Annotated in this window: 20 protein-coding genes; 6 read left to right on the forward strand and 14 right to left on the reverse strand. The window is 44.2% G+C overall.

Annotated elements, in window-relative coordinates; all coding sequences use genetic code 11:
* Positions 1–162: 162 nt before the first annotated feature.
* Positions 163–1,371 carry an MFS transporter gene (locus R7M72_RS13225; RefSeq protein ID WP_025767996.1) on the reverse strand — a complete coding sequence of 403 codons (1,209 nt, stop codon included), beginning with the start codon at positions 1,369–1,371 and terminating at the stop codon, positions 163–165.
* Positions 1,372–1,572: 201 nt separating this feature from the next.
* Here R7M72_RS13225 and soxR point away from each other — a divergent pair, with 201 nt between their 5' ends.
* A complete protein-coding gene (gene soxR, locus R7M72_RS13230) occupies positions 1,573–2,007 on the forward strand; it encodes a redox-sensitive transcriptional activator SoxR (protein ID WP_005373898.1) in 435 nt (144 codons plus the stop codon).
* A 9-nt stretch (positions 2,008–2,016) separates the two neighbouring features.
* Here the strand turns inward: soxR and R7M72_RS13235 are convergent, their stop codons facing one another.
* Together R7M72_RS13235 and R7M72_RS13240 are read right to left on the reverse strand one after the other, a co-directional pair.
* Positions 2,017–2,412, reverse strand: a complete 396-nt coding sequence (locus R7M72_RS13235) for a DUF2391 family protein (protein ID WP_005373896.1) — start codon at positions 2,410–2,412, stop codon at positions 2,017–2,019.
* A gap of 13 nt (positions 2,413–2,425) precedes the next feature.
* Positions 2,426–3,271: a tetratricopeptide repeat protein gene (locus R7M72_RS13240; RefSeq protein ID WP_005373890.1), complete on the reverse strand. Its 846-nt coding sequence runs from the start codon at positions 3,269–3,271 to the stop codon at positions 2,426–2,428.
* A 200-nt stretch (positions 3,272–3,471) separates the two neighbouring features.
* On the opposite strand from R7M72_RS13240, the gene R7M72_RS13245 reads away from it, so the two are divergent.
* The gene (locus R7M72_RS13245) at positions 3,472–3,942 is read left to right on the forward strand and encodes an ASCH domain-containing protein (protein WP_005373887.1); all 471 of its coding nucleotides are present in this window, start codon (positions 3,472–3,474) and stop codon (positions 3,940–3,942) included.
* A gap of 54 nt (positions 3,943–3,996) precedes the next feature.
* Here R7M72_RS13245 and R7M72_RS13250 read toward each other — a convergent pair whose 3' ends face one another.
* Both R7M72_RS13250 and R7M72_RS13255 read right to left on the reverse strand, forming a co-directional pair.
* Entirely contained in the window at positions 3,997–4,584 is a 588-nt protein-coding gene (locus R7M72_RS13250; protein ID WP_005373885.1) for a class I SAM-dependent methyltransferase, read from the reverse strand.
* 92 nt (positions 4,585–4,676) lie between these two features.
* Positions 4,677–6,194, reverse strand: a complete 1,518-nt coding sequence (locus R7M72_RS13255) for a phospholipase D family protein (RefSeq protein WP_054701536.1) — start codon at positions 6,192–6,194, stop codon at positions 4,677–4,679.
* A gap of 518 nt (positions 6,195–6,712) precedes the next feature.
* On the opposite strand from R7M72_RS13255, the gene R7M72_RS13260 reads away from it, so the two are divergent.
* The 4 genes from R7M72_RS13260 (at position 6,713) to R7M72_RS13275 (ending at position 12,685) form a co-directional block, all read left to right on the forward strand.
* Positions 6,713–7,870, forward strand: a complete 1,158-nt coding sequence (locus R7M72_RS13260) for an efflux RND transporter periplasmic adaptor subunit (RefSeq protein WP_005387110.1) — start codon at positions 6,713–6,715, stop codon at positions 7,868–7,870.
* Positions 7,871–7,883: 13 nt separating this feature from the next.
* Positions 7,884–11,042: an efflux RND transporter permease subunit gene (locus R7M72_RS13265; protein ID WP_318056215.1), complete on the forward strand. Its 3,159-nt coding sequence runs from the start codon at positions 7,884–7,886 to the stop codon at positions 11,040–11,042.
* A 324-nt stretch (positions 11,043–11,366) separates the two neighbouring features.
* Positions 11,367–11,633: a hypothetical protein gene (locus tag R7M72_RS13270; RefSeq protein WP_005373876.1), complete on the forward strand. Its 267-nt coding sequence runs from the start codon at positions 11,367–11,369 to the stop codon at positions 11,631–11,633.
* A gap of 395 nt (positions 11,634–12,028) precedes the next feature.
* On the forward strand, positions 12,029–12,685 hold the full coding sequence (locus R7M72_RS13275) for a DNAase (protein WP_318056216.1): 657 nt from the start codon (positions 12,029–12,031) through the stop codon (positions 12,683–12,685).
* A 691-nt stretch (positions 12,686–13,376) separates the two neighbouring features.
* On the opposite strand, the gene R7M72_RS13280 is transcribed toward R7M72_RS13275, so the two are convergent.
* The 9 genes from R7M72_RS13280 to R7M72_RS13320 form a co-directional block, all read right to left on the reverse strand.
* Entirely contained in the window at positions 13,377–16,478 is a 3,102-nt protein-coding gene (locus R7M72_RS13280; protein WP_315957405.1) for an efflux RND transporter permease subunit, read from the reverse strand.
* The gene (locus R7M72_RS13285; RefSeq protein ID WP_315957406.1) at positions 16,475–17,803 is read right to left on the reverse strand and encodes an HlyD family secretion protein; all 1,329 of its coding nucleotides are present in this window, start codon (positions 17,801–17,803) and stop codon (positions 16,475–16,477) included. Before R7M72_RS13285 ends, R7M72_RS13280 begins: the two co-directional genes overlap by 4 nt.
* On the reverse strand, positions 17,790–18,446 hold the full coding sequence (locus R7M72_RS13290) for a TetR/AcrR family transcriptional regulator (RefSeq protein WP_318056217.1): 657 nt from the start codon (positions 18,444–18,446) through the stop codon (positions 17,790–17,792). Before R7M72_RS13290 ends, R7M72_RS13285 begins: the two co-directional genes overlap by 14 nt.
* A gap of 187 nt (positions 18,447–18,633) precedes the next feature.
* Entirely contained in the window at positions 18,634–19,299 is a 666-nt protein-coding gene (locus R7M72_RS13295) for an HAD family hydrolase (RefSeq protein WP_315957408.1), read from the reverse strand.
* Between the two features lie 2 nt (positions 19,300–19,301).
* Positions 19,302–20,321: an ABC transporter ATP-binding protein gene (locus tag R7M72_RS13300; RefSeq protein ID WP_025767985.1), complete on the reverse strand. Its 1,020-nt coding sequence runs from the start codon at positions 20,319–20,321 to the stop codon at positions 19,302–19,304.
* Entirely contained in the window at positions 20,318–21,106 is a 789-nt protein-coding gene (locus R7M72_RS13305) for an ABC transporter permease (protein ID WP_315957409.1), read from the reverse strand. Before R7M72_RS13305 ends, R7M72_RS13300 begins: the two co-directional genes overlap by 4 nt.
* Before the next feature lie 2 nt (positions 21,107–21,108).
* Positions 21,109–21,999, reverse strand: a complete 891-nt coding sequence (locus tag R7M72_RS13310) for an ABC transporter permease (protein ID WP_315957410.1) — start codon at positions 21,997–21,999, stop codon at positions 21,109–21,111.
* A complete protein-coding gene (locus tag R7M72_RS13315; RefSeq protein ID WP_315957411.1) occupies positions 21,996–22,820 on the reverse strand; it encodes an alkaline phosphatase family protein in 825 nt (274 codons plus the stop codon). Before R7M72_RS13315 ends, R7M72_RS13310 begins: the two co-directional genes overlap by 4 nt.
* Before the next feature lie 12 nt (positions 22,821–22,832).
* Complete coding sequence (locus tag R7M72_RS13320; RefSeq protein WP_206953393.1) at positions 22,833–23,900, reverse strand: ABC transporter substrate-binding protein; 1,068 nt, start codon at positions 23,898–23,900, stop codon at positions 22,833–22,835.
* Positions 23,901–24,106: the final 206 nt, after the last annotated feature.

Consider the following 24,106-nt stretch of genomic DNA (forward strand, 5'->3'; position numbering starts at 1 on the left):
TGCGATTTCCCCCTGCTCATGTTGGTCACCTCAGAATACCCAACCTTGCTGATAAGCGATAGAGGCAAAAGTGCTGGCGTAAAAAATAGGAAGACGATGTTGGTTGCCTTCTGATCTCGCTTTTTCAATTTCTCAACTTCTCAACTTCTCAACTTCTATGCTTCACTTTGCTGCTGCATGAAGGGGCAGGTCGTTAAACGGCTCGACGTCTCGGCTGAGTAATCCCATCAAAACCACTGCTAACACCATGACAACAGCTGCTATTGCAAAACCGTATTGTGTTAGCTCGTAATGACTTAACATCGCGATTAACACGTAACTGAGAGATTGAATGGTGGTGGCAAACATGCTGATGCCGCCATCGACGCGACCTCGTTGATGAACCGCTACGGTATGATGCATCCAGTTGACTCTCGCAATGCGATTTAGCGCGTTAAATACGCCAAACAGCGCCGTAAACAATAAGATGGTCAGCGGGCTCATCGCAAAACTCATACCGATAAGCGCAAAAGAGACCATAACCATCGAAGCGAACATAATGTGGCTATGGGAGGCACGGCTTAGCACTTTGGTGACAATAAAGCCGGTTAGCAACGAGCCGAGGCCAAAACTGATGTTGAACCCTGCAAACCAATCGCCAGAGATGCCTTGTTCAGAAAACCAAATCGGCACCAGTTTGCTCAAATACGTCAATGCAGGATAAGAGAGGCAAGAGAGCAGAATAAAGCCATAAAATCGAGGTTCGAGACGGAATATTTGTTTGCTCTCTTTGAGTTGCGCGATGAAAGCAACGGATTTTGATGCCCTTAATTGTTGGGTATAAGGCGTCAGAATATAGAACATCGCTGCTAACGCAGAGGCGCTGGCCGCAAACAAAGCAAACTCTTTCATACCCCACATTTCAAGCAAAACAATACCCAACGCGCCAGCTCCGAGGGTTGTGGATTGCATTACAATTTCTTGCTGACCCGAAATTTTCGCATACTCATGGTGCTGATAATTTTCTTGGGTGAAGGCGTTGTTGGTCGTCCATGCAAAATTACTCGAAACCCAATACACCAATTGTGCAAAAGCCAGTAACCAGTGTGACTCAAACCCTAACCAATAAGCAATGAACACCACCAAAGCCATACCCGATTGAATCCATTGATTGAGCACGAGTAGTACTTTGCGTGAATGTCGGTCAATTAAAGTGGAAAAGAAAGGCGTTGCTAGAAAAGAAATCGCGGTGCAGCTCAGAGAAACTAAAGCGACGAATGTACCCATGTTAGGTTCGGAAAGCATGACCCATGGCAGCGCCATCATGAATAAGCCAGAGGAGATACTGTCGAAGAAGCGGCCAGCTAAGTACGGCTGAGTTTTATTTTTCATTATGTTTGCCTCTAACTCCCGATGTATTTCAAAAGGTTGATGTCCAACTGTCTTGTGTTTAACAACCAAGTCGTTCGCGCTGAACACATTATCTTGAGCTCGCCGGGGTTTAGCGTTAATTAAGATGGTGCAACTTTAAAACCTCAAGTAAACTTGAGGTAAAGCGTTTTTTTAACAAAATTGATATACAGGGAGTCAAGGATGGAAATCAGCGTAGGAGAAGTGGCAAAACGTTCTGGAGTGAAAGTATCTGCCCTACATTTTTACGAGCAAAAAGGACTGATTTCGAGTTGGAGAAATCAAGGTAATCAGCGTCGCTACCATCGCAGTGTGTTGCGCCGTGTTGCGGTGATCAAAGCAGCGCAGCAAGTTGGGTTGTCGTTAGAAGAAATTAAACATGCGTTAGATGAACTGCCGAAACACCAAGCCCCTAACAAAGCGCAATGGGAAGAAATGGCAAGCCATTGGCATGAACAGTTAGAACAAAAGATTCAAAAACTTAAAGCGTTGCAAAACGATTTAGGCGGATGCATTGGCTGCGGGTGCTTGTCGTTAGAAACCTGCGCACTGCGAAACCCAGAAGATGTATTAGGGAAAGACCACTCGGGGTCGAACTTAACGTTAGAAGAAGAGTAGCGATTATCTCTATTCTTTGTCGAAACTGTCGACTACGATCGCGCCCATCGAAGCAGGCATTGTGATGACGATAACGCGCTTTATCGCAACCAAAGGCTCATTCATGAGTGGCAGCTTATCAAGACAGAAAAGAACTAACGCTACCACAACTGCCGCAATGAGGTACGCGATAACCACACGAAAAATAAAGATGGATACGCGATTCTTGATGTGGCTTTGAAACACGCTTTGATACGCGAAAAAACTGAGGAAAATGACAGAAAGACTTAACAGCATGAGCAAGTTTGCCATTGGTAGGCTCTCACCCAATCGCCACGCTTCCTCCGAAAATGAGATCGGGACTGCTAGGGCAAAAGCGCCAACCAATACTTGGCTAGCGTCTTCTAGATTAAAGTGGCTGCTCATGCTGTTTATTCCATTATTCGCTTGCTAGATGTAAGAGCTTTTCAAAACGCTCATTACCGTGCAGCAATTCGAGGTCTCGTTCTTCGGCAAGTAAATCACGAATGGATGGGCTGTATTCAATTGCGCGTTCCAAGTCTTCAATAGCTTGCTCTTCGATACCAAGGCGAGAGTATGCACACGCGCGTTGATACAGTGCAGGGCCGTTGGTGTAATCGACTTCAAGTACGCGGTTACAAATGCTAAGTGCCCAATGGTATTCGTTGATTTCCATCGCTGCGTCGGCTTTGTAAGTCAACGCTTCTAAATCACCTGGACGAATTAATAAGATTTCATCATAGATCTCAATACGTTGTTCTGGAGTTTGAGAGCTTTGTGCACGTAGCCATAAGTTATGGATCTCGTTGATTTTCTCAATCTCTTTGTTGTTTTCGCTGATAATGCGAGTTTTGCGTTTTAAATCTCGCTCAAGGGCGACAAACTTTTTCTCGTATTCTTGGGCGATCTTCTCCAATCGTTTATCAGCCATCTCTTTGGTGTTGTGTTTAAACTCGCGCAGAGATTGCCATCCGACAAAGGCAATCAGCGATGCGACACCAGCAATGATGTAGAAGAAGTATGTAACGGTCACGTTGGCATAGTTCAACGATTTATCTGCGACCGTTAGCTCGCGATCGGTGATCTCTGTGATCATTCGCTTTTCTAGGCTTTGATAGTCCTGACGCAGCGCTTTTAGTTCATCTAAAATATAGCGTTCCATTAATGGTCTATCTAACAGATCCGATTCTGAATACTTTTCCTCCGATGCCATTGTTGGCAAGGCAAGTATCAGCGAGAAAAAAATACCAATAAATAAGCGCATATAACGTCCTTTCACGAGAAGAGTACAGATAGACCATGCAACAATAGCAAATAGCACAAACGTTTAGCAAAGTTATTACAAAAGAAATAACAGTCGTCTTCGTAGAAGTCATATTCTTGTTGTTTTTCAGTTTGTTCCTGATGGTTATTTGTTGTGATATCTTTTATCCTCCTTGCGAATTTATGATTAATGGAGTGAGCATGGACGCGCGAGCTAAGGATTACTTAGAACAATTCCTAGAATTATTATCACCAGAACAAAGGGAAGCTGTACCATCAGTCAGTGCTGACTATTATTGTGCCGATGAATACAACGCGAATGTATGCGCAGATTTGGTTCGTATTGGACAGAAAACTGCATCGTGCAGTTTGGAGCTTTGGTATCGAGAACATGGTGAAACCATGCCCCAAGTCGGTCATTTACAAGTAGTGACGAATTGGGATGGGGACCCGGTTTGCGTGATACGAATTACTGACGTAAGTACATGCAAATATGAGGATGTAACCGCAGAGTTTGCCTTCGCAGAAGGCGAAGGTGATAGAACCTTAAACTGGTGGCGTGATGCTCATACTGCATTTTTTAAAGCTGAATGCGATGAGTTGAACATCGATTGGCATGAGAAACGTACGCTGGTTTTAGAGCGTTTTGAAGTGGTGTATCCCGTCAATTAATCTCTGATAGCAGCACTGATTTGAAGTGCTGCTTTCTTTATCGAGAGACCATTTTTAGCGCTTTCGAGCGGTCACACTAAACATGTGCCAATGTTTTTGGCTTCCGACTACAGTGGTCCCGTCTTCATCTCTTTCATGCAATGAAATGAGGTCGTAACCTTCGAATAAGCTTTCCACTTCCTTTTTCGTTAATGCGGTAATGTTTGGATGCATTTCGGAGGTCACCCAGGAGTCTTTCACTCCCAAGAAATCGCCGCAGAAGATACCGCTCGGTTGTAATGCGCTGTCTATTTTTGTCCAGACTTGTTTGAAGCCTTTGTCAGGGCAAAAGAACAAACTGGCATTTGCGATAACCAAGCTGCACTGAGGATAATTAAACTCAGTAAAACAGCACTGCGAAACCGAAAATCGTTTGTTACCTTCAAAGCGTGTTAAACAAGTTTTTACTGCATCTTCATTGCTATCACATGCGTGAACCTTAAATCCCTTTTCGAGGAGAAAGTGGCTGTCTCGACCTATTCCGCAGCCAATATCAAGAGCGACTTTGCCTTCTATCTTAAGTCGATTTACGGCATTTTCCACGCTTGGGCGGTGAGGTTGGCTTAAAATTTTCTGATAGTATTCATTCCATTGCGCTGGCATTGAGCTTCCTTATGTTGGTTGTGCCCCCCAGCCCCAAAACTAGCGTCCATTTTGTTTCGCTTTACTGGGTAGGTTTGCAGTATTGGCAACTGTTATAGCTGATCTTCAATTGGTAATATTCCGGAGAACCAAGCACCCATTTTTCGCCATACTCCTGCTTCTGGTTCGGACTTGTATTCTTCGCCTGTTTTTACGTCGGTCCAGACAATGTCCCCGTCGCGCAGAGTTAAGGCATAGGCGTTACTCGACAGTTGACTCGGCAGTTGTTCTAGAAACATTTGCACATATTCTGGCTGTTCGATAACAACGGCCATTTCGGTATTCAAAGCGGCCGAACGTGGGTCCCAGTTCATCGAACCAACGAAAAGTGTTTTGTTATCAATCGTCATTGCTTTAGCGTGTAAACTTGCTCTGCTACTCCCCGTGAGGCTCCACTTACTTTTGAGTTTCGCGCTCGCTTTTACTTCCCAAAGCTTTATTCCAGCTTCGAGTAATTCTTTTCGATATTTTGCGTACCAACCATGCACGGCAAACACATCGTTAGACGCGAGGCTATTGGTCACAATCGTGATATCAACGCCTCGCTTGGCCGCGTTACTTAATGCTTGAGTACCTACTTCAGTTGGAACGAAATAGGGAGAGATGAGCACAAATGAATCCTCAACACTTTTAACCAGTTCCGACAAATTATCAATAAGTTGGCTCTCTCGGGTCGCGACTTTATCGGGCAGATCAAACCATACTTTCGCTTCTCCCCAGTAGAGCTTGAGTTTGCCTTGTTTTAGATCTTGGTACATATCCAGTTGAGTGAAGTCATAGCGGCCGGTTGAAAACTTTTCCTCTAACCGGAGTTTATTGACCTGCTTTTGAATCGCTTGGTCGGTAATTTGCTGTGAATTCGGTGTAATCCATTCCATTGGTATCGAATAGGCGCTATTCCAGTAGAGGTCGAACTGATCGGCAGTTTGTTGTACCGCCTCACCATAGAGCAGAAGATCAAAATCACCAAACTCAACTTGCGATTCAAAAGAGAAGTATTCATTGCCGATATTTCTACCTCCGACAATGGCGGAAACACTGTCTGCAATCAGAGACTTATTGTGCATACGACGATTAAGGCGTTCAAAATCGCTAGCAAGAGCGAACCAACGGGAGTCGCGATACTGATGCGGGTTAAATAAGCGGATTTCTATATTAGGATGTGCATTGAGGGCAGCCATCACATCGTCGTTTCGCTTTTGCATATCGTCAAGCAACAGCCTTACTCGAACACCACGCTTTGCCGCTTCATACAAGCGCCACGTTATTAGCTGACTCGTTTCGTCACCACGGTAAATATAATATTGAAGATCAAGGCTTTTCTGGGCGGACTCGATCAAAGAGGTTCGAGCAAGAAGGGCATCGTGTCCCTGATTTAACGGTGCAAAGCCAGTTATGGACTTAGGGTCTCTCCCGTAAGCTTCAAAGTACTGCGCAAGAACAGAATCCTTTTGATAACCGAGCTGAAAGCTGGTGGACTTTTCACTGGCGTCATTCAACGATACGGATGAGCATGCCGATAAAATAGTGAGCAGCGAGGGGAAGAGCAACTTGGCGAGCGTTTGTAACAAAGCACATTTCCTTGTCTTACAGAGTGTTACCTACTCCAAATTATAGACTTAAGCTGACGCCACATGCACCCAGGACCGTTTGATAACGAGCGATTAATCAATGAATTGCCATAGAGCCTGCACTAAGTTCAACTTTTAGAGCGCAGATAATCATTTATTTTAATTATCATTATGGCCGTATTGGTCATAATCACTAATATCTGGTGATTATGACCAATAGCACACTGGATAAAATAATGGTTTTTATATAACCATATGATTTTTAATAAATAAATGCTTGGCATGTCATTTGCTGTTTAGAATAAAAGTTAAGTCAGAGCAACTTGCGCAGTTGGTTAATTTTTTGTTAATTTTATTAACTTTGAATTGGCAATAACTATCTAGTTAGCTGCTTAAAAGACTAGGCAAGTGCCGCTTTGATGTTTATTCAAATTCAATTCTCTCACCACCATGCTTACCGGGAGCAATGGACTGAATAAAAGTGTGGTGTTGAAAACAACAATAAAAAAGGATTTTCGATGTTAGCAAAACCCATATTACGTTGGCTTTTACCCTTCGTCGTCGTTGGAGGCTCTTATGCAGGATATGCTGCAATTGCCGCAACTGCGCCGGAAAAAGAGTCAACCAAAGATGCAATTACAGAACCTACTGTTCAGGCTTCTTCTCTTTTTCCTACTGATCACAAAGTGGTGATTACCAGTCACGGTGAATTAGTCCCTTTTGAAAAAACACACCTTTCCGCGCAAGTTAGTGGTGAAGTTACGAGTTGGCACCCGAATTTTGTGACGGGTGGCATCGTAAAACGAGGAGAGGTTCTTTTCACAATTGAAAGTGACAACTATGAAGCGTCGGTTTTACAAGCTGAAGCCGATTTAGCTAGTGCACGCGCAAACTTGATTGAGGAACAAGCGAAAGCCGAAGTGGCAAAACGTCAGGCAAAGAGACTGAGCGATAAGCAAGTGACGGATCTGTATTTACGCAAGCCTCACGTTTTGAGCGCACAAGCGCAAGTAAAGTCGGCTCAAGCGGCACTCAAACGAGCAAAAAGAGAGTTAGAAAATTGCAAAGTCGTTGCACCTTACGATGCGCTGGTTGTTGAGCGTGATATTGGTGTTGGTCAATTTGTTACATCTGGTTCTCGAGTTGCCACGTTAAACAACATCGAAGTGGCAGAGGTGCACGTACCCATTGCCGGTTTTGATAGTGCATTTTTACCCGAATCCATTGGTGAACTCACTGCGACAGTGACGCAGCAAGGTGTCTTTTCTACCACTAGAGAAGGTCGAGTAGTTCGTGATTTAGGCATGATTGATAGCGCTACCCGAATGATTAACATGGTCATTCAAATCGCGGACCCATACGGTGTCGATAACCAGCAGCCTCCAATTAAATTCGGCTCCTACGTTGAAGTGAGTTTCACTGGTAAGGAACTTAAGCATATCTATCGCTTACCACAGGAATTAGTTAAAAACCGTACCGTGTGGGTGGTGAATGGCGATAATCAACTTCAACCCAGAACCGTCACGGTTTTGAGAGCAGAAGGTGAGTTTTTGCTGGTTGGCGAAGGTTTAGAGCAAAGTGATAAGTTGGTACTGACCTTACCAGAGTACCCTCAAAAAGGCATGGCGGTACAAATCGCGAAAAAGAGTGACGACTCCGAAACCGTCGTACAGTAAGTAGGAGTATGTCATGGAAGATACTAAACAAAAGGGCTTAATTGCCTATTTTGCGAATAATCCCGTCGCTGCCAACCTTTTGATGGTGTTCATCATTATCATGGGTGTGGTGAGTTTTCTCTTTATTCAAAGGCAGATGTTTCCGAATATTGAGGTGAACTACATTGATGTTCGTGCGACTTATCCTGGCGCTTCTCCTCAAGAGATAGAAGAGAGTATTCTCGTTAAGGTCGAGGAATCGATTAAAGACGTCACCGGGATTAAAAAAGCAGTCTCAACGGCCTCTAGAGGTAGCGCGTATGTTTCCATCGAGGTAGACGTTAATGCCGATATCAAGCGTGTTTTAGATGATGTAAACCAACGTATTGATACCTTGTCTAACTTACCAGCGGGTATGGAACCAATCAATGTCTACCAAGTTGAATGGCGCCAAGATGTAATCGAAATGGGGTTAGTTGGGGACCGACAGCTCGAGGAGCTTAAACCGCTTGCTAAGCAAATCGAAGATGAATTACTTCAGTTAGAAAACGTCATGCTGGTGTATCTGAGTGCGCCAGAAGAAGAAATAGCGATTGAAGTTGACCCACTTGTTCTTCGTAAATACGACCTGACGTTGAGCGATATCAGCAGCGCGATCAGCCGTTATTCAGCTAACTTTTCTGCGGGCGAAGTAAAAACAAATTCAGGGATGATTGCAGTAAGGATTGAAAACCAATACTACCGTGGTGATGAGTTTAGAAATATTCCTGTAAAGCTTGGCGCAAATGGTGCAAAGGTTTTACTGCAAGATATCGCCACGATCAAAGATGGTTTTACGGAAGAAGAGCGCTATTTTGAATACTCAGGGCAAAATGCGATCTACATGTCTGTTGAAGCAACTCGTGATCAGAACATTATCCCTGTTGCACAGTCCGTTCGTAATTATATTGAAGCAAAAAACAAGACATTGCCGCAGGATGTTAAGCTCAAAGTCTTAGTTGATACGACTTATTATTTAAATGGGCGTCTCGACATGATGTTGAAAAACTTGCTGCAAGGCGCTGCATTAGTCGCGATTATGCTGACCATTTTCCTACGTTTCCGCTTGGCTATGTGGGTAATGATTGGGCTACCTGTCTGTTTTCTCGGTGCCGTAATGATGATGCCTGCATTAGGGATCACGGTAAACATAGTGTCTCTTTTTGCCTTCATTATGGTGCTCGGTATTGTAGTTGATGACGCCATCGTGATGGGAGAGAGCGCTTACAGCGAAATTGAAGAAAAAGGCGGTGGCGTCGAAAACGTGGTTCGTGGTGTAAAACGTGTTGCCACACCAGCCACTTTCGGTGTGTTAACCACAATTGCTGTGTTTGCTCCTTTCTTGTTGTCTAGTGGTATTGATAGTGCCTTCTTTTATGGTATCGCGGGGGTCGTGATTCTTTGTTTGATCTTCAGTTTGATTGAATCGAAGCTGATCCTTCCTGCACACCTTGCGCATACTCATTTTAAGCCAGTTAAACCAGGTGGCTGGCGTGACCGATTTAACCAACGTTTTTTTGGTTTTGTAAATGGTCCATATCGTAACTTTGTAACAACATGCACCCATTGGCGCTGGACAGTGTTTGCGGTGTTCTGTGGTTTACTGCTGATCAGCGCGGCTTTGATCAACGCGAATTATGTTCGGGTGATCCCTAACCCTAAAGTGCCGACCGACTATCCTGCGATCACTATTGAAATGAATGATACCGTTTCAAGTGAGCAGACAATCAGTGCACTCAAGACTATTGAACGTATCATGCAAAAGATCGAATCTGAGACCATTGCGGAACATGGTCAAGGAATGATTCGTGATGTGCTGTCGTACAACAGAAGCCGCGCCGAAGGTCGTGTATTAGTACCTTTGGTTGATGAAGAGTTACGCCCGTTCAATACATTTGAACTGGCTCGACGTTGGCGTGAAGCTATGCCTGTTATTCCAGGTATGAAGAGCATCAAAATCCGCGAGCAGAGTGCGGGTGGTGGTGACAGAGATGAGTTTGGTTACTTGTTGTTTGGTTCTAACATCAATGAGCTCAACAAGGCTGGGCGTTACTTGATAGAGCGTTTACAGCAGGAAGAAGGGTTATATGATATTTCATCTTCTATTGATTCTGGAAGCAAAGAAGTACTCCTGTCTCTTGCGCCTGTAGCGTACGATCTCGGTCTGGATCTCACCATGATCGCAGAGCAAGTTGGTGGCAGCTTTTATGGTGGCGAAGCACAGCGCATTATTCGTGATGGTGAAGAAATTAAAGTTATGGTGCGTTACCCGCAATTGACGCGTGAAGCATTCTCATCATTGCGTTACGCTGTGATTACCACACCAGCAGGTAAGAAGGTCATGTTGGGTGATGTGGTGAAGATCAATGAGCAGCCGGGCGTGAGTAGCATTCGACGTGAAGGCGGGTATCAAACCGTTTATGTCTATGGTTCCATAGACGAAGAATTGGTTGAACCTCAAGAAATCGTTAAGGTCATTGACGACAATATCTTACCGGACATGAAGCAAGCCTTCCCAACTGTGAAAACAGAATTGGGCGGTGATATTGAAGAGCAGGCTGCGCAGCGTAATGAACAGATTTTGTTCTTTATTGCAGGCATGATCATCGTCTACATCTTGTTAGCTGTACCGTTAAAAAGTTATACCCAACCTTTGATTGTAATGTCCGTCATTCCGTTTAGTCTGACGGGGGCGATTTGGGGCCATTTCTGGCTAGGTTTAGACATCAGTATGATGTCGACATTTGGTTTGATCGCCGCTGCTGGCGTGGTTATTAACGACTCTCTGGTTATGACAGATTACGTAAACCAAGTGAGAGAAAAGGGTATGAACATCAAACAAGCGGTTGTTGAGGCGGGTTGTGCTCGTTTTCGAGCTATCACGCTCACCTCAATAACGACGTTTGCGGGTGTATTGCCGATAATGTTTGAAACGAGTTTGCAGGCGCGTTTTGTCATACCGATGGCTGTCGCTTTGGGCTTTGCGGTGTTGTACGCAACGGTTCTGACTTTAGTGTTGGTGCCTTGTTTGTATTTAATGCTTGAAGATATTAAAAATATTTTCAGATCGATTAAGAGGTTTATCCATCGTTTGATTAATCGTTTCAGAAAGTCGCCAGTGACGTCGAGCGTTGAAGCAAGCGTATCGAGTTAACAAGCTTGGTATTAACGATTAGGAGCAGCCTTCGGGCTGCTTTTTTGTTTCCGCATTTTGATTCAAAGCGATTTTTTAGTGGGCAGTTACGTAATTATCTGATGAGAAAACTGCCTGACAAAGTATTTCTAATGTGTATGTTTCTAATGTTTTAAATTCGTATGGTTAATTTGACACTTGGTTAGCGAAATTTACCATACGAAGATAACGTTGAACATGAGGGTTTGTTTAAGTTGTTGAAAAATAACAAAATAAAAGTTGGCATCGTATGTGCAATATATAAATTGTAATTAAAATTAACTGCTAATCCTCAAGGAGCTTATTATGAAAAGCGTATTTCTATCTACTCTAAGTCTTATTGCTGTAATGTCATCACCAATCGCTGCTGCTAACACTTTAGACAAAGAGGAGTGGAGCTCAGATTTACGTCAGGACTTTTCTGAAATGAAACATGAAGCTATAGCAGATATTCAGCAAATGAACATGGATGCCATTCATGCACGTGATGAGCGTATCGTGAAAAACATTAAAGATGAGCAAGAACAGTTAGTAAAGGTAACGTGCCACAAAGAGAAAGCAAGCAAGTCATAAACGCCGATAAAAGAGACTAACAGACGAAAATGAATCCAATACGAGTTCGGTGTTAGTTAGCAGTAAGCACTGACCTTGTTGCTCTACTTGCCAGCCTTTTAAGGCTGGCTTTTTTGTTTCTCATTTCATGGGTGGAGATCAGATCCTCAAGCTTATTATCAATAGTTGGCGTGTTTGATGAGCTATTGCTGGATGGAGCGGATGTAACTTTTAAAAGTGTAGATTTCAGTAAAGTGGAGGTGATGTTAGATATTTAAAATTTAGAAAAGATCCGATCTCCTTTTTGACCTTCATAATACCTTAGTATGTGGCTTACCTTTACTTGAATTAGAACTCATATTGCAGGCTCTCGTTTAAAGGTATTGATGCATATTTGAAGAATAAGAGATAGACATATGAGTTTTATTAAAATGTGTAAAGATGGTTTTAGAGGAAAGCCGGATTTCTCTAATTTATTACATAATGCGTTCCAGATAGATGACTTAGTACTGTCATTTGAGTGTCCGAACAACATATATGAAGGACATGTATACCAGGATCTTGTTAATTTAGAACAGTTCGATGTTGAATCAAAAATAGAGAGGCATGAAAGGTTTATAAAATTAGCTACGGTATATTTTTTGTTTCAGAAGAAAATATTAAACCCTTTGCTTCCTATTAACAAACTAGGTGGATTATATATTAGGCTACGGGTTAAATCTACTGGAGAAGATATTGATAATATTAGTCAATTGTCCTCATTTTTAGAGAGAGAATATTATGATTTTTATCATGCCCCGGAGCAAAGTGAAGGCTCTATGAGGGGATATCATACAGACTTGATGAAAGAATTGACTAAGCGTGCGAATAAACAATGGGGAGAAATTCCAGAAAGTGAAGACCGAAAAAGAGAAAAAGAAGAATATTTAATTAGAGGTTTCTTAAGTGGTTATCCACCAATAAAGTGTGAGCTAGTTGAAGTTGGAAAAAACAAATACTCAAAATACTCAGAAGGTAATATTAAGTATAAGAGTGAATTACGAAGAGTATACAATTTACCCATAAAAAAATGAATTCTACCTGAGCATCGAGTTTTGGTATAAGTACGAATCGATGTTTGCTAAGCAGAAGCTTTTAGATTGGGTGAGAAGTGCTGATGAAACTTTTGAAAAAAAAGTATTGGAATTACTGGACTTGTCTCCGGTAATCGAATCGTATACGGCTGGAAAAACAGAGAGATTGAGCAAAGAAACTAACGCAGATTAAGCCCATTTCAGTGGGAAGAAAAAAGCCCGCGAAGAATGCTTTCACGGGCGAAAAAAGGGCACCAAATTGGGTGTCTATTCATTTTGGAGGTGGTCGAACGTCCATATAAAACTGACAATAGGCTTGGTGAGAGGCTTACCACCAGCGCGACCAACGAGGCTAAAGTTAACATTGTTGTAATGATTGTTAAAATGTTAATTCTTCAATCAATGTTTTCATTATCGTGAGTTTAAATTGTGAATGTGTTGCCTACGTGTATTTTTACTCTGTGAAATGCCGTTTTTGACAATAAAACATATTATAAATCTTGTGTTGGTTATTTGATTCGGTTATATAAAACTCAACATACTCAATCCTTAACTGTTCATATTCACACTTAATGCGATACAATAACCCTCTGTTTGTTAAGTGATTGTGTGTTTTTTAACGTATTGGTATTGAACAAAAAGCGCTCTAAGCCGCTCTTGTTCATTTTGATAAGTTTACTTATCAGTCGTTTTAGATTTCTTCGTGTTTATGAACTAGGCCGAAGTCAGCTAAAATGGCATACGCGGCAGGGATCATAAACAACACCAGCAGAGTGGATGCGAAAATACCAAACACGATGGAGATAACCAGTGGTTGGATAACCTGTGCTTGCAAACTGGTTTCAGTCAGTAACGGAAGCAAACCTGCTGCAGTGGTCATTGATGTTAGGAATACTGCTCTAAAGCGTTCCCGACTGGCTTTGACTACCGAGTCATGCACATTATCCCCTTCATCCACATGATGGCGTATGTACTGAACTAACAGAATCGAGTCATTCACCACAATCCCTGCTAATGAGACGAAGCCCATCATACTTGGCATACTTAATGAGTGACTGAGTAGGATGTGTCCCCATACCACGCCAATAAAGGCGAGGGGAATCGCAAGCATGACGACGAATGGTTCCAAATAACTGCGGAATTGGTAACTCAGAATCGCAAACACGCCAAACAAACCAAGCAAGAAGCCTTTACCCATTGATGCGCCAGTTTCAGCGGTATCTTTGGCTTCACCTTCAAAATCAAAGCGAAGACCAGGATACTTTTGCATAAGCTTTGGTGCTTCATTCTGTTGGAACTGACGAATAATGGCGGTTGAGTTGGCTTTCGTATTGTCGATATCGCCGAATACGCTCACAGTGCGCAAGCCATCAATGCGCTGGATTCTTACGTAATTACGCTGGAAATCCAAAGTTGCAATGGTCGCGAGTGGGATTTGACTGCCATCGGACAAGATTATTGGGAAGTTTGCCAATTGCTGTAAGTCACCAGCTTGTGCTTTATCGAGGCGAACTTCGATGGAAATGTTTTCTACCCCAACTTGGATCTCGTCTGCGGTTTGGCCAAAGAAAGCCGCACGCAATTGATTGGCAATGAGCTGACCGTTAATACCATAAGCTTCCGCCCCAGGACGAATTTTAACCAAGACTTCTTCTTTACCCATGCGCATGTCATCTAATACGCCATGGACACCGTCAAATTCATTCAAGTATTGCTGAATGTCGATAGAGGCTGCTTTAAGCGCATCCAGATCATCATGCTTCGCTCGAATCTCAATCGCCCGGCCACCCGGTCCCATGGTCGGTTGTTTAAATACCAACGAGATAGGATCGGCAAGTTCACCAATGTCTTCGCGCCATGCATCGATAAATTCATCGATGAGTGTGTTACGACTCTCGGCGCCCAGCAAATCCAGACGTACCGTGGCAATGTGAGGGCCAGATTCATTCGCGTCGGCGTTAGCGTTGAATTGACTGGTGATGTGCAGAACCAATGGATTGCCGTCTTCCACTTTTTCTGTCCATTCTTTATCTAGCTTTTGAGCGGAAGCAACGATCTTACCGACGACAGCTTCAGTTTGAGACAGAGAAGAACCCGGAGGAAGAATAATACGCGCTTCTGCAATGTCGCCATCCAGTTCAGGGAAGGGTTGGAACTTGAGCAAACCACCTACTAACGTGGCAGCGGAGATAAGAAGCAAGGCAACCACGCCACCCATAAAGGCATAGCGATACTCGACCACTTTATCCACTGCGTTGACCAAGGTGGTGTTGCGGAAGTTTTCAAAAGAAGCGAGCAGCTTTTGTTTGAACTTCGGTGTTGTTCGCTCTTGCTTTTGTTTATGCAGTGAATGAGAAAGGTGGTTAGGTAGGATCAAGAAGGCTTCCACCAAACTCAAACTCAAAACGAGGATCAGAACTTGAGGAACCGCTTTAAGTACCGCACCCATTTCACCTTGCAGGAATAACAAGCTACCGAAAATACACACCGTGGTTAGGAAGGAAGAAATTACTCCTGGCAGTACCTTCTTCACCCCTTTAGTTACGGCATCATCGATCTCTTCTCCTCGGTCGAGGTGAGCGGCAATCGATTCGGCAATAACGATGGCGTCATCCATCATGATACCGATGGCCATGAGTAGCCCGACTAAAGACATGATGTTGATGGACAGGCCAAGTTGCGCCATCAAAAATAACCCACCTAAGAAGGCAACGGGTAAACCAGCTGCGACCCAAAAGGAATAGCGAAAACTAAAGAACAACCACATGGTGGCGAAGACCAGAATGATACCTTGCCAACCGTTTTTGACCATCATGGTCAGGCGATCCCAAAGTACGGATGAAAGGTCATTGGTCATTTGTAGCATCACACCGTCTGGCGCGATAGCTTGTTGTTCTTCGACAAATTGAGCAACCCGTTCCTTGATACGCAGTGCGTCATCTTCTTTGTTTTTGCTGACTTTTAGTAGGGCAGAAGGGTGACCATCGAAGAGGACTTTCTGTTCGTCCAATTCAAACCGGTCGGTAATCGTCGCAATATCTCTTAGACGGATGATTGATCCATTTGGACCAGATCCCACGACGATAGTCTCAAGCTCTTCCGGCGTTACGCGTCGTTCGTCAAAGCGGATCAGAAAGTTCTTATCTGGCGTTTCGACATTACCACTTGGCAACTTGACGTTTTGACGACCAATCTGCTCTGCAATATCACCCACACTCAAGCCAAGTTGGCGAATGGCTTGAGTATCTAACTCTACTCGGTATTGGTGGTCAGAGAAGCCTGCAACTTCAACCAAAGAGACATCGTAATCGATTTTTAACGTGCGTTTAAGCTGTTCGGCATACGCTTTTAGCTCTGGCCATGTGGTATCTGCGGTGATCGCGACATCCACAACTGGCTCGTTCCAATCGAGCTCTTGGACCACAGGAGATTCAATCTCTTGTGGGAAGTCGTTTATCGAGTTGATCTGGGTTTGAACATCAACCAACATGCGCCCAATGTCGGCTTCTTCATTCAGTTTTAAGATAAGACGCGCAGAACCCTCAATCGCTTCACACTGAGTTTCTTTAATGTTGGCAAGGCCATCGACAGCATCTTCCATTCGGATACAGATGCTCTCTTCTACCTCTTGAGGGGAAGCGCCAGGGTAAACCACACCGGCTAGGATGTAGGGCGGATCAAACTCAGGAAAGGTTTCACGCTTAATCGTGGAAAGTGAAGAAATCCCCAATATCAGCAGCGTTAGCATCAGCAAGTTGGCTGCTGTTGGATGCTTGGCGAAGAATCGGATCATGAATCAGACTCCTCAATAGTGGCTTCTGACTGTTCAGGTGACTCTTTCAATAGCATGCCGTTAATCGCAGGGAGCAAATCGTTGATGATCAGCTTCTGACCTTGCTCTAGTTCACCATCGATCACCACTTGGTTATTGCGGCGATATAACACTTCAACCGTCACGACTTGCAGACGGTTGTCATCTCCCATCAGGTAAATCTTATCGCCATGAAGCGCACGCTCTGGGATGACCCAACTCGGGTTCTCTTGTCCCTCAATCAAGGCACGCATAAACATGCCGTTCACCAATGGAGGCGCAGACGTTGGGTTTAATGCACGGTAGTCTTGTTCAATTTCCAGAATCACACCGGCAGTCGCTTGGCTTGGATCAACCGTTTCGCTGATGCGTGCAACTTTCGCAGGCCAGCTTGCAGAGAGGTTACCGCTGCTGAGTTCAATGTTGGCATGAATCGCATTCATATCAGGTTGTGGAATACCAGATTCATCGCGGACAAACTCACCGATGCTCGCCGCCAAAGTTTGCATGTCATGAATGGATAGTTGAGCTTCCACTTCCATGACATCAATACCATGTCCTGTCACCATGGTTTGTTGGAGGTTAACCACTTGCTTTTTCTCAATTTCTACGTCAGCAATACGCAAATCGTAAGGAAGCGTGATGATGGTTTTATCAAGCGAGCGTTCGGCCTCATCCACTTTTGATGCATTAACTTTAACTAGGGCTTCCGCGACTCGTTTCTCATCCGGCATCAAACCAATTTGATTTTCAATATCCAGCACTAACTTACGTTGAGAGAGCGCGCTTTGCTCTTGCTGATCTACATCCGATTGCGAGGTTAAGCCTTTCTTACGTAGGTTTTGTTTACGGTCTAACTCTTTGTTGGCGATAACCAGACGGTTGGCTTCTATCTTGAGTGTGCTTTTGAGATTCGCTTCTTCTTGGTTCAGCTTAGCCAGAGAGGTTTGAGCAGATTTGAGATCGGCTTGAGCTTGAACCAGTTTCAGTTCGTAATCGAGTGGGTCGATTCGCAAGATTTCTGTCCCTGCTTGCAACACTTGTCCTTTTTCCAGCTGCGGATGGCGGTAGACCACTTTCCCCGTCACTTCGGCTATCGCTTTCCATTCCACTTTTGGGGCGATCTTGCCAAACCCTATGGCTACTGGAGCAATGGCTTTGAGCTCAAGTGGAATCGTCTCGACCAACCGTGCACGATCTCCTGCGGGTTTTACGGGCAAATCTGGTTTGAGGCTAATCGCCAAAAACAGAATGACGACCCCCACCGCAAGAGCAGGAAAGAACAGCAGCTTTTTATTTATCTTCATATTGGTCGCCCGAGTCTAAAAATCCATGTTTCATCAGTTGTATGTTGTGTTCGAATAATCGGTTCAAGAAGGCTTCAGAAAGTTCAATGCCATGAATGGCGAGCAGTGCTGGTGGTGCCATAAAAGGAAACACCATCAAGCTGATGTAAGAGACGCGACAAAGTTGAGGGTCGGCGTCTTTTCGTAAAACGCCACTGTCGATCAACTTATCAAAGATCACGCCTTGCATTGGCTTGCTGATATCTGCGAAGACTTTTTCGAGCAGTTTGCGTTGGGTTTCCGATGGGGGCATATTCATAACTTGGGCAACTAAGCGTGGGAACTGTGGTACCTTGATCATTTCGCGGTAGTAGGTGCGCATTAGATCGAGAAAGTTTTGCTCGTTACTGTTGGATACCAACGTCTGCAACTGCTTTTGCATCGGTGACAGTGTTTCGCGCAACATGGTCTCGAACAAGCCTTCTTTGTTGCCAAAGTAGTAACGAATCATCGCCACGTTCACGCCTGCTTTCTGCGCGACTAGGCGAGTAGAGACCTTGTCATAAGCCATAATGGTGAAGAGTTCGCGCGCGTGGAAAATCAGTTTTTCCCGTGCGTCGATATTATCTGTGGGTCTTCCCGCCCTTCGATGCGCTTCCGTCACAATCTTCTCTCAAAATATTAAACATTTGATTAATTATAAGACGCTGATTTCTCATGCGACATGTGAAAAATTAATCAGTATTTAATCAATTGATTAATTTGTGATGAAGAGAAGTAAAAAAGAGCAGAAAGAACTGCTCTTTGAACAAATAGAAAAGTATTTACTTAGGAAGAACGGTCTTTTGAGGCTAGATCACCCCCCAACTTAACACACTCCAATTCGGTCTGTTGGCGTGTTCTTTTAGTTGTGGGCATGGATTTACCAGATAAGCGTAGTTCGCGTATTCACAAAGCGGTAAATCGTTGATTGAATCGGTATAGAAATGGATTTCGGAATAAGGCTCAGGCTGATTTTCTAGCCACTGTTTTAATCGCGTGACTTTGCCTTCACGATAACTCGGGATACCGTCGATTTCAGCAGTATAACGGTTGTTTTTCTCGATTAAATCAATTCCGAGTGCGGTTGGAATATTAAGACGGCGACCAACGGCTTCCACCAAAAAAGTGACGCTGGCAGAGATGATAACCATATCTATACCATCACGAGACAGCTGCTCAATCAGGGTTTTGGCTTGAGGGAACTGTTTAGGCAAAATATGGCTTTCAACACATTCTTCAACCAAGGCGTTTACTTCTTCAATCGGCATGTTTTCTAGTGGCTTCATGGAGAACGCTAGGTAATCTTCCATGTCCATTTTGCCTTCAGAGTACAAGGCCATTAGACGCTGATCTTCCTTAATAAATAAAGGATCAGTCGCGATGCCTCTCTCAACCATAAACTCGTTCCAAATCATTGCGCAGTCAGCGTTTATTAGGGTTTCATCCATATCAAAAACATACAAAGGTTTGGACATGTTTAGGCTCTCACTGGTTGAATTTCGTTTAGGTTAAAGAGTAGCTCTAGTTGGCTACCATTCGCTAGTAAGCGTTCTGAAGAGCGGTTAAGCAAGTCAACAGTGAGCTCACACTCTTCAACGTTCACTTGATAGCGAATAACATTACCTAGAAGCTGGTGGTTGGTGATCGTACCTACTTGTGGCGCTGAGATGTGGCTATCATATTGACGACCTTGCTCTTTTACATATATAGACTCTGGGCGAATCGCTACTTTCCATTCGGTATCAATGTTGAAGAGTTGCTTGGCTTTATTGGCCTCTACAAGGTTGTAGTGCCCCATGAAACCGGCCACAAACTCGTTAGCAGGATGAGTATAAATTTCTTCAGGTGTTCCTGCTTGAACAATTTCCCCTTTACTCATTAGGAAGATACGATCAGACATAATCATCGCCTCTTCTTGGTCATGAGTTACGAAGATAGTGGTGAGATTCATCTCTTTCTGAATGTCTCGGATTTGCTGACGAAGGTGTTTGCGGATTTTGGCATCAAGCGCAGAAAGTGGCTCATCAAGCAATAATATGCGAGGTTTCACCACCAACGCTCGAGCGAGTGCGACACGCTGGCGCTGACCGCCAGAAAGTTGATGCGGATAGTGTTTTTCTTTACCTGCCAGATCCACCAGTTTGATGACTTTAGCCACTTCACGTCGAATATCATCATTCGCAAGCTTTTTCATTTTTAAGCCAAATGCAATGTTGCCTTCGACGGTCATATTGGGAAACAGCGCATACGATTGAAAGACCATCCCAATACCACGCTCTTGCGGGACTTGATGCGTGATATCTTCTCCGTTTACCCAAACCTCGCCTCCATCGACAGGGTTAAGCCCAGCAAGGCTGCGAAGTAGTGTCGATTTACCACAACCGCTAGGGCCCAAAAGCGTAATGAATTCACCTTGCTCGATGTTAAAGTGAATGTCCTCAAATACGGTGTTATCACCAAAACGTTTAGTCAGATTTTTCGCTGTTACGTAGCTCATTGTTTGACTCCTCGGCTGAAACGACTTGCCAACCAAGTCAGTAAAAAAATAAATAGGAAGTAGGTCATCACTAAGGCAGACGTAAAGTGGCCGCTCGTCTGACGCATGTTATACAAGTAGATTTGCAGGGTTTCATAACGTGTGCCGACTAAAATATTGGCGAACACAAACTCTCCCAATAGAAATGAAAATGAAAGGAAAAGCGATGCCATCAGTCCTTTTTTGAGGTTAGGTAAAATGACCATCAAAAACGTTTTGGTTGTGCTTGCTCCTAGCAAGTGTGCAGCGTCCATTAAATCGTTAAGGTTAATTGCTTCGAAGCTATTAGAAATCGCACGATACATAAACGGTAACGCTATGGTGAAGTAAGTACCTACTAGAATCCAAGGAGTACCGATAAGGGAGATTTCACTGTCAGCATAAAGTTGAAGCAAGCCGACGGAGGACACCACTGGTGGTACAGCGAATGGTAGCAAAATCAATACGTTCATGAGCTTATCGAGCCTTGGAAAGTAGTAAAACACCACGAATATCGCTGGCAGAACCAGAATCACACTGAGGGTTAGCGAAGCAATACAAATAAACAGCGAACGCCCAAACGCTTGCAAAAAGCGTGGGTCGGTCAGCAATTTAACGTACCAATCAAAAGTGAAACCATCTGGAAGCACCGTGGCGCCCCAGCGTGATGAAAGCGAATAGACAAAGGTCGCTAAAATCGGGATGAGCATGATCCCAACAATGGAATAAACCACCGTTTTATGGAATCGAGTATTAACGTTGTTCATGACTACTTCCTACCTGCATAGCTTTTCGAAATGAGCCATTGGTTAATCACTGTGATAAAGGCAAGTAACGCCATTAGAATCACCGAAATTGCAGCGGCGAGATTAGGTTCAAGGAACAGGTCTCCCGATACCAGACTCGCAATTCGAATTGTGATGACGTTATAGTTACCGGAGGTCAGCGCATAAACACTCGCATAAGCGCCAATTGCGTTGGCTATTAAGATAATAAAGGTACCGAATAAGGCTGGTGAGAGCACTGGCAGAGCGATTTTCGCCCAATACTGTGATGTTTTGGCTCCCAGTAGCGCAGCTGCTGCTTGCCAATCATCACTCAACGCGTCGAACGCAGGGTAGAGCAACAACACCGCCAGCGGGATTTGGAAGTAGATGTAAATGGCCAGCAGGCCCAATTTACCATAAAGGTCGAAATCACCGAGTAAGCCATACTGCTTGAGCAAAAGGGTAATCGCCCCATTGGTGCCCAAAATAATAATAAAAGCGAATGACAGAGGTACGCCTGCAAAGTTGCTGCTCATGTTTGTAAACGCAATCACACCGTCGCGGACTTTAGAATCGACTCTGCGTAGAGAAGAGACCAACAGAGTCGCAATGGCTAAGCCAAAAATGCTCGACCATACAGCTAACCACAAACTGTTGCCAAACGCCTGCATCATAAAGGCGGAGTCGAGCACTTCAATGTAGTTATCGAAGGCAAACTCGCCATCGTAGATAAAGCTGTTTAACAGTACCCAAATCATCGGTGCGAGTTGAAATAGGTAGAAAAACAGCGCGAAAGGCACCAACCAAATGGCTGGCTTAAAGCGCTTTAACCAAGTACTTGCCAAATTTGAGCGTGATTCGCTGGAGCTTGGGGAGAGGACTGAACTGCTCATAGTGCTAACAATTCCTGAGTGTATGGCTTCGTGTGGTCAAGGTTTAGCAATTGACAAACGGTGCCACAAATATCAGTCTGCTTAATATGACAATCTTGATGGGTAAACTTATCACCAATGACAAACAGGGGAACTTCTCGTTCTTCAGGTAAAATCCCACCGTGAGAAAGATCGTTGTTCATGCCATGATCGCTGGTCACAATGATTTGATACCCATCAGCAAGCCATTGATCGATGTAGTTGGAAAGAATAATGTCTGCACCTCGCGCACAATTGCGGTATTGGCGAGAGTCTAGGCCAAACTTATGTCCTGTATCGTCGATATTCATCGGGTGGATCAGTAAGAAATCAGGTTGATAGTTTCGACGTAAATACTCTGCGTCCAGGAACAAGGCTTCATCAGGATAATGATCCCAATGGTAAAAGTAGCCGTGCTGGATATTCAGGGTTTCATCATGCGTGAAACGATCGCGAACAGGTTCAAATGGCGCGCGATTATAAAGCTCACTTACCCAGTGGTAGGCAGCCGCAGCGGTCACTTTTCCTTGGGATTTTGCCAAACTGAAAATGGAATCGTGTTTGGATAGACGAACGATATTGTTGTTTACGATGCCGCTTTCTACAGGGCGAACGCCCGTTAAAATGCACTCATAAAGTGGGCGAGACATAGAGGGCAGCTCACACTGCACAGGATAAAGCGTTGCGCGAGTTTCTTGTTGGGAACGACTTTGCTCTAGAAGACCATTGAGGTAGCCCATGCAATCACGGGCTACCTGATAGTTCAGTCCATCTAGAACAACAAGGATGACCTTATTGCTCATAACGACTTACTCTTATTGCTGGTGGATTAAGACACTTTCTTGCCATTGACGTGGCAGCTTACGTGCGGACTTTTCCCAAGCTGAGAAGTCAGTCACTGGGTGAACATTGCTGTATTGGTCATTAGCAATTAGCTTGTCTTGCACTGCTTGAGGCAGTGTGATGTTGGTGCGGATTGGACGCGCATAACCTTCTGCTAAGTTGATTTGCCCTTGATCGCTGAAGATGTATTCACGAGCAAGCTTTGCTGCATTAGGGTTCTTCGCGTATTTATTGATTATGGTTGTATAACCAGAAATCACAGAGCCATCTTGAGGAATGCTCACTGTAAAGCGGTCGCGGTCAATTTTGTCGCGGTAGTTCAATGCATTGAAGTCCCACATGATCGCCACTTCCACTTCGCCTTTTTCTAGGTTGGCGATGTTCGGATCGGTAAATGAAAGACGACCTTGCTTCGCGAGTTCAGAAAAGAATTTGAGCGCAGGCTTGAGGTTGGATTCGTCCCCACCGTTGGCGAACGCTGCGGCGAGAACCGCGTTGTTTGCCTGTGCTGCTACGCCTACGTCACCTACGGTCACTTTGTAGTCGCCTTTTAATAGGTCACCCCACGTTTTTGGCGCGTCTTTTACGAGGTTATTGTTGGAGATAAAAGAAATAGTGCCAGTGTAAGCAAGTGCCCAATGACCATCTTCGTCTTTTGCCCAATCTGGGATGTCATTCCAAGTTGTTGGTTTATATGGCTGAGTGACGCCTTTTTTTACCGCTACACGTGCGAAGGCAAAGCCTACGTCACCAATGTCTGCGGTCGCGTTTTTCTTCTCAGCTTCGAATTTTGCGATTTCTTGAGCCGAGCTCATATCCGTGTCTTGGTGCTTAAGGTTGTAATTTGACTTTAAATCAGCCCAAGTGTCTTTCCAGTTTGCCCAACTGTCAGGCATACCCACACTGTAAACCGCCCCTTCTTTTTGTGCTGCTGCTACCAAAGATTCAATATCGGCTTCTTTCGCTACTGTTGGCGTAGCGAGCGTTACCGCAATGATTGCCGCTGGTGCGGTAATTGAACGACTTAGCAAAGTTTTCATTGTCTCCATCCTTCTGGACTAGGTCAGTAAGTTCGCTTTGTATGCTATGGATGGAATGTGACGATTTAGCGCAAGTAATTTGACAGTTTTGCTGATTTTATATGGCACTTATATTTCATACGTTCAGTATGTGTTCTGTTGATTAATGTCATATTTTTGTTACGTAAACGCCTTATGTTATTCGTCAAATTATCCTTGGACTAGAT

Origin of the sequence: Vibrio sp. YT-18 (genome assembly GCF_033337345.1) — a bacterium.
Classification (GTDB): Bacteria; Pseudomonadota; Gammaproteobacteria; order Enterobacterales; family Vibrionaceae; genus Vibrio; species Vibrio alginolyticus.

Excerpts from the sequence above, each read along its gene's own strand:
- R7M72_RS13225 (WP_025767996.1), bottom strand. The coding sequence starts at position 1,371 with ATGAAAAATAAAACTCAGCCGTACTTAGCTGGCCGCTTCTTCGACAGT.
- soxR (WP_005373898.1), top strand. The coding sequence starts at position 1,573 with ATGGAAATCAGCGTAGGAGAAGTGGCAAAACGTTCTGGAGTGAAAGTA.
- R7M72_RS13235 (WP_005373896.1), bottom strand. The coding sequence starts at position 2,412 with ATGAGCAGCCACTTTAATCTAGAAGACGCTAGCCAAGTATTGGTTGGC.
- R7M72_RS13240 (WP_005373890.1), bottom strand. The coding sequence starts at position 3,271 with ATGCGCTTATTTATTGGTATTTTTTTCTCGCTGATACTTGCCTTGCCA.
- R7M72_RS13245 (WP_005373887.1), top strand. The coding sequence starts at position 3,472 with ATGGACGCGCGAGCTAAGGATTACTTAGAACAATTCCTAGAATTATTA.
- R7M72_RS13250 (WP_005373885.1), bottom strand. The coding sequence starts at position 4,584 with ATGCCAGCGCAATGGAATGAATACTATCAGAAAATTTTAAGCCAACCT.
- R7M72_RS13260 (WP_005387110.1), top strand. The coding sequence starts at position 6,713 with ATGTTAGCAAAACCCATATTACGTTGGCTTTTACCCTTCGTCGTCGTT.
- R7M72_RS13265 (WP_318056215.1), top strand. The coding sequence starts at position 7,884 with ATGGAAGATACTAAACAAAAGGGCTTAATTGCCTATTTTGCGAATAAT.
- R7M72_RS13270 (WP_005373876.1), top strand. The coding sequence starts at position 11,367 with ATGAAAAGCGTATTTCTATCTACTCTAAGTCTTATTGCTGTAATGTCA.
- R7M72_RS13275 (WP_318056216.1), top strand. The coding sequence starts at position 12,029 with ATGAGTTTTATTAAAATGTGTAAAGATGGTTTTAGAGGAAAGCCGGAT.
- R7M72_RS13280 (WP_315957405.1), bottom strand. The coding sequence starts at position 16,478 with ATGATCCGATTCTTCGCCAAGCATCCAACAGCAGCCAACTTGCTGATG.
- R7M72_RS13285 (WP_315957406.1), bottom strand. The coding sequence starts at position 17,803 with ATGAAGATAAATAAAAAGCTGCTGTTCTTTCCTGCTCTTGCGGTGGGG.
- R7M72_RS13295 (WP_315957408.1), bottom strand. The coding sequence starts at position 19,299 with ATGTCCAAACCTTTGTATGTTTTTGATATGGATGAAACCCTAATAAAC.
- R7M72_RS13300 (WP_025767985.1), bottom strand. The coding sequence starts at position 20,321 with ATGAGCTACGTAACAGCGAAAAATCTGACTAAACGTTTTGGTGATAAC.
- R7M72_RS13305 (WP_315957409.1), bottom strand. The coding sequence starts at position 21,106 with ATGAACAACGTTAATACTCGATTCCATAAAACGGTGGTTTATTCCATT.
- R7M72_RS13310 (WP_315957410.1), bottom strand. The coding sequence starts at position 21,999 with ATGAGCAGTTCAGTCCTCTCCCCAAGCTCCAGCGAATCACGCTCAAAT.
- R7M72_RS13315 (WP_315957411.1), bottom strand. The coding sequence starts at position 22,820 with ATGAGCAATAAGGTCATCCTTGTTGTTCTAGATGGACTGAACTATCAG.
- R7M72_RS13320 (WP_206953393.1), bottom strand. The coding sequence starts at position 23,900 with ATGAAAACTTTGCTAAGTCGTTCAATTACCGCACCAGCGGCAATCATT.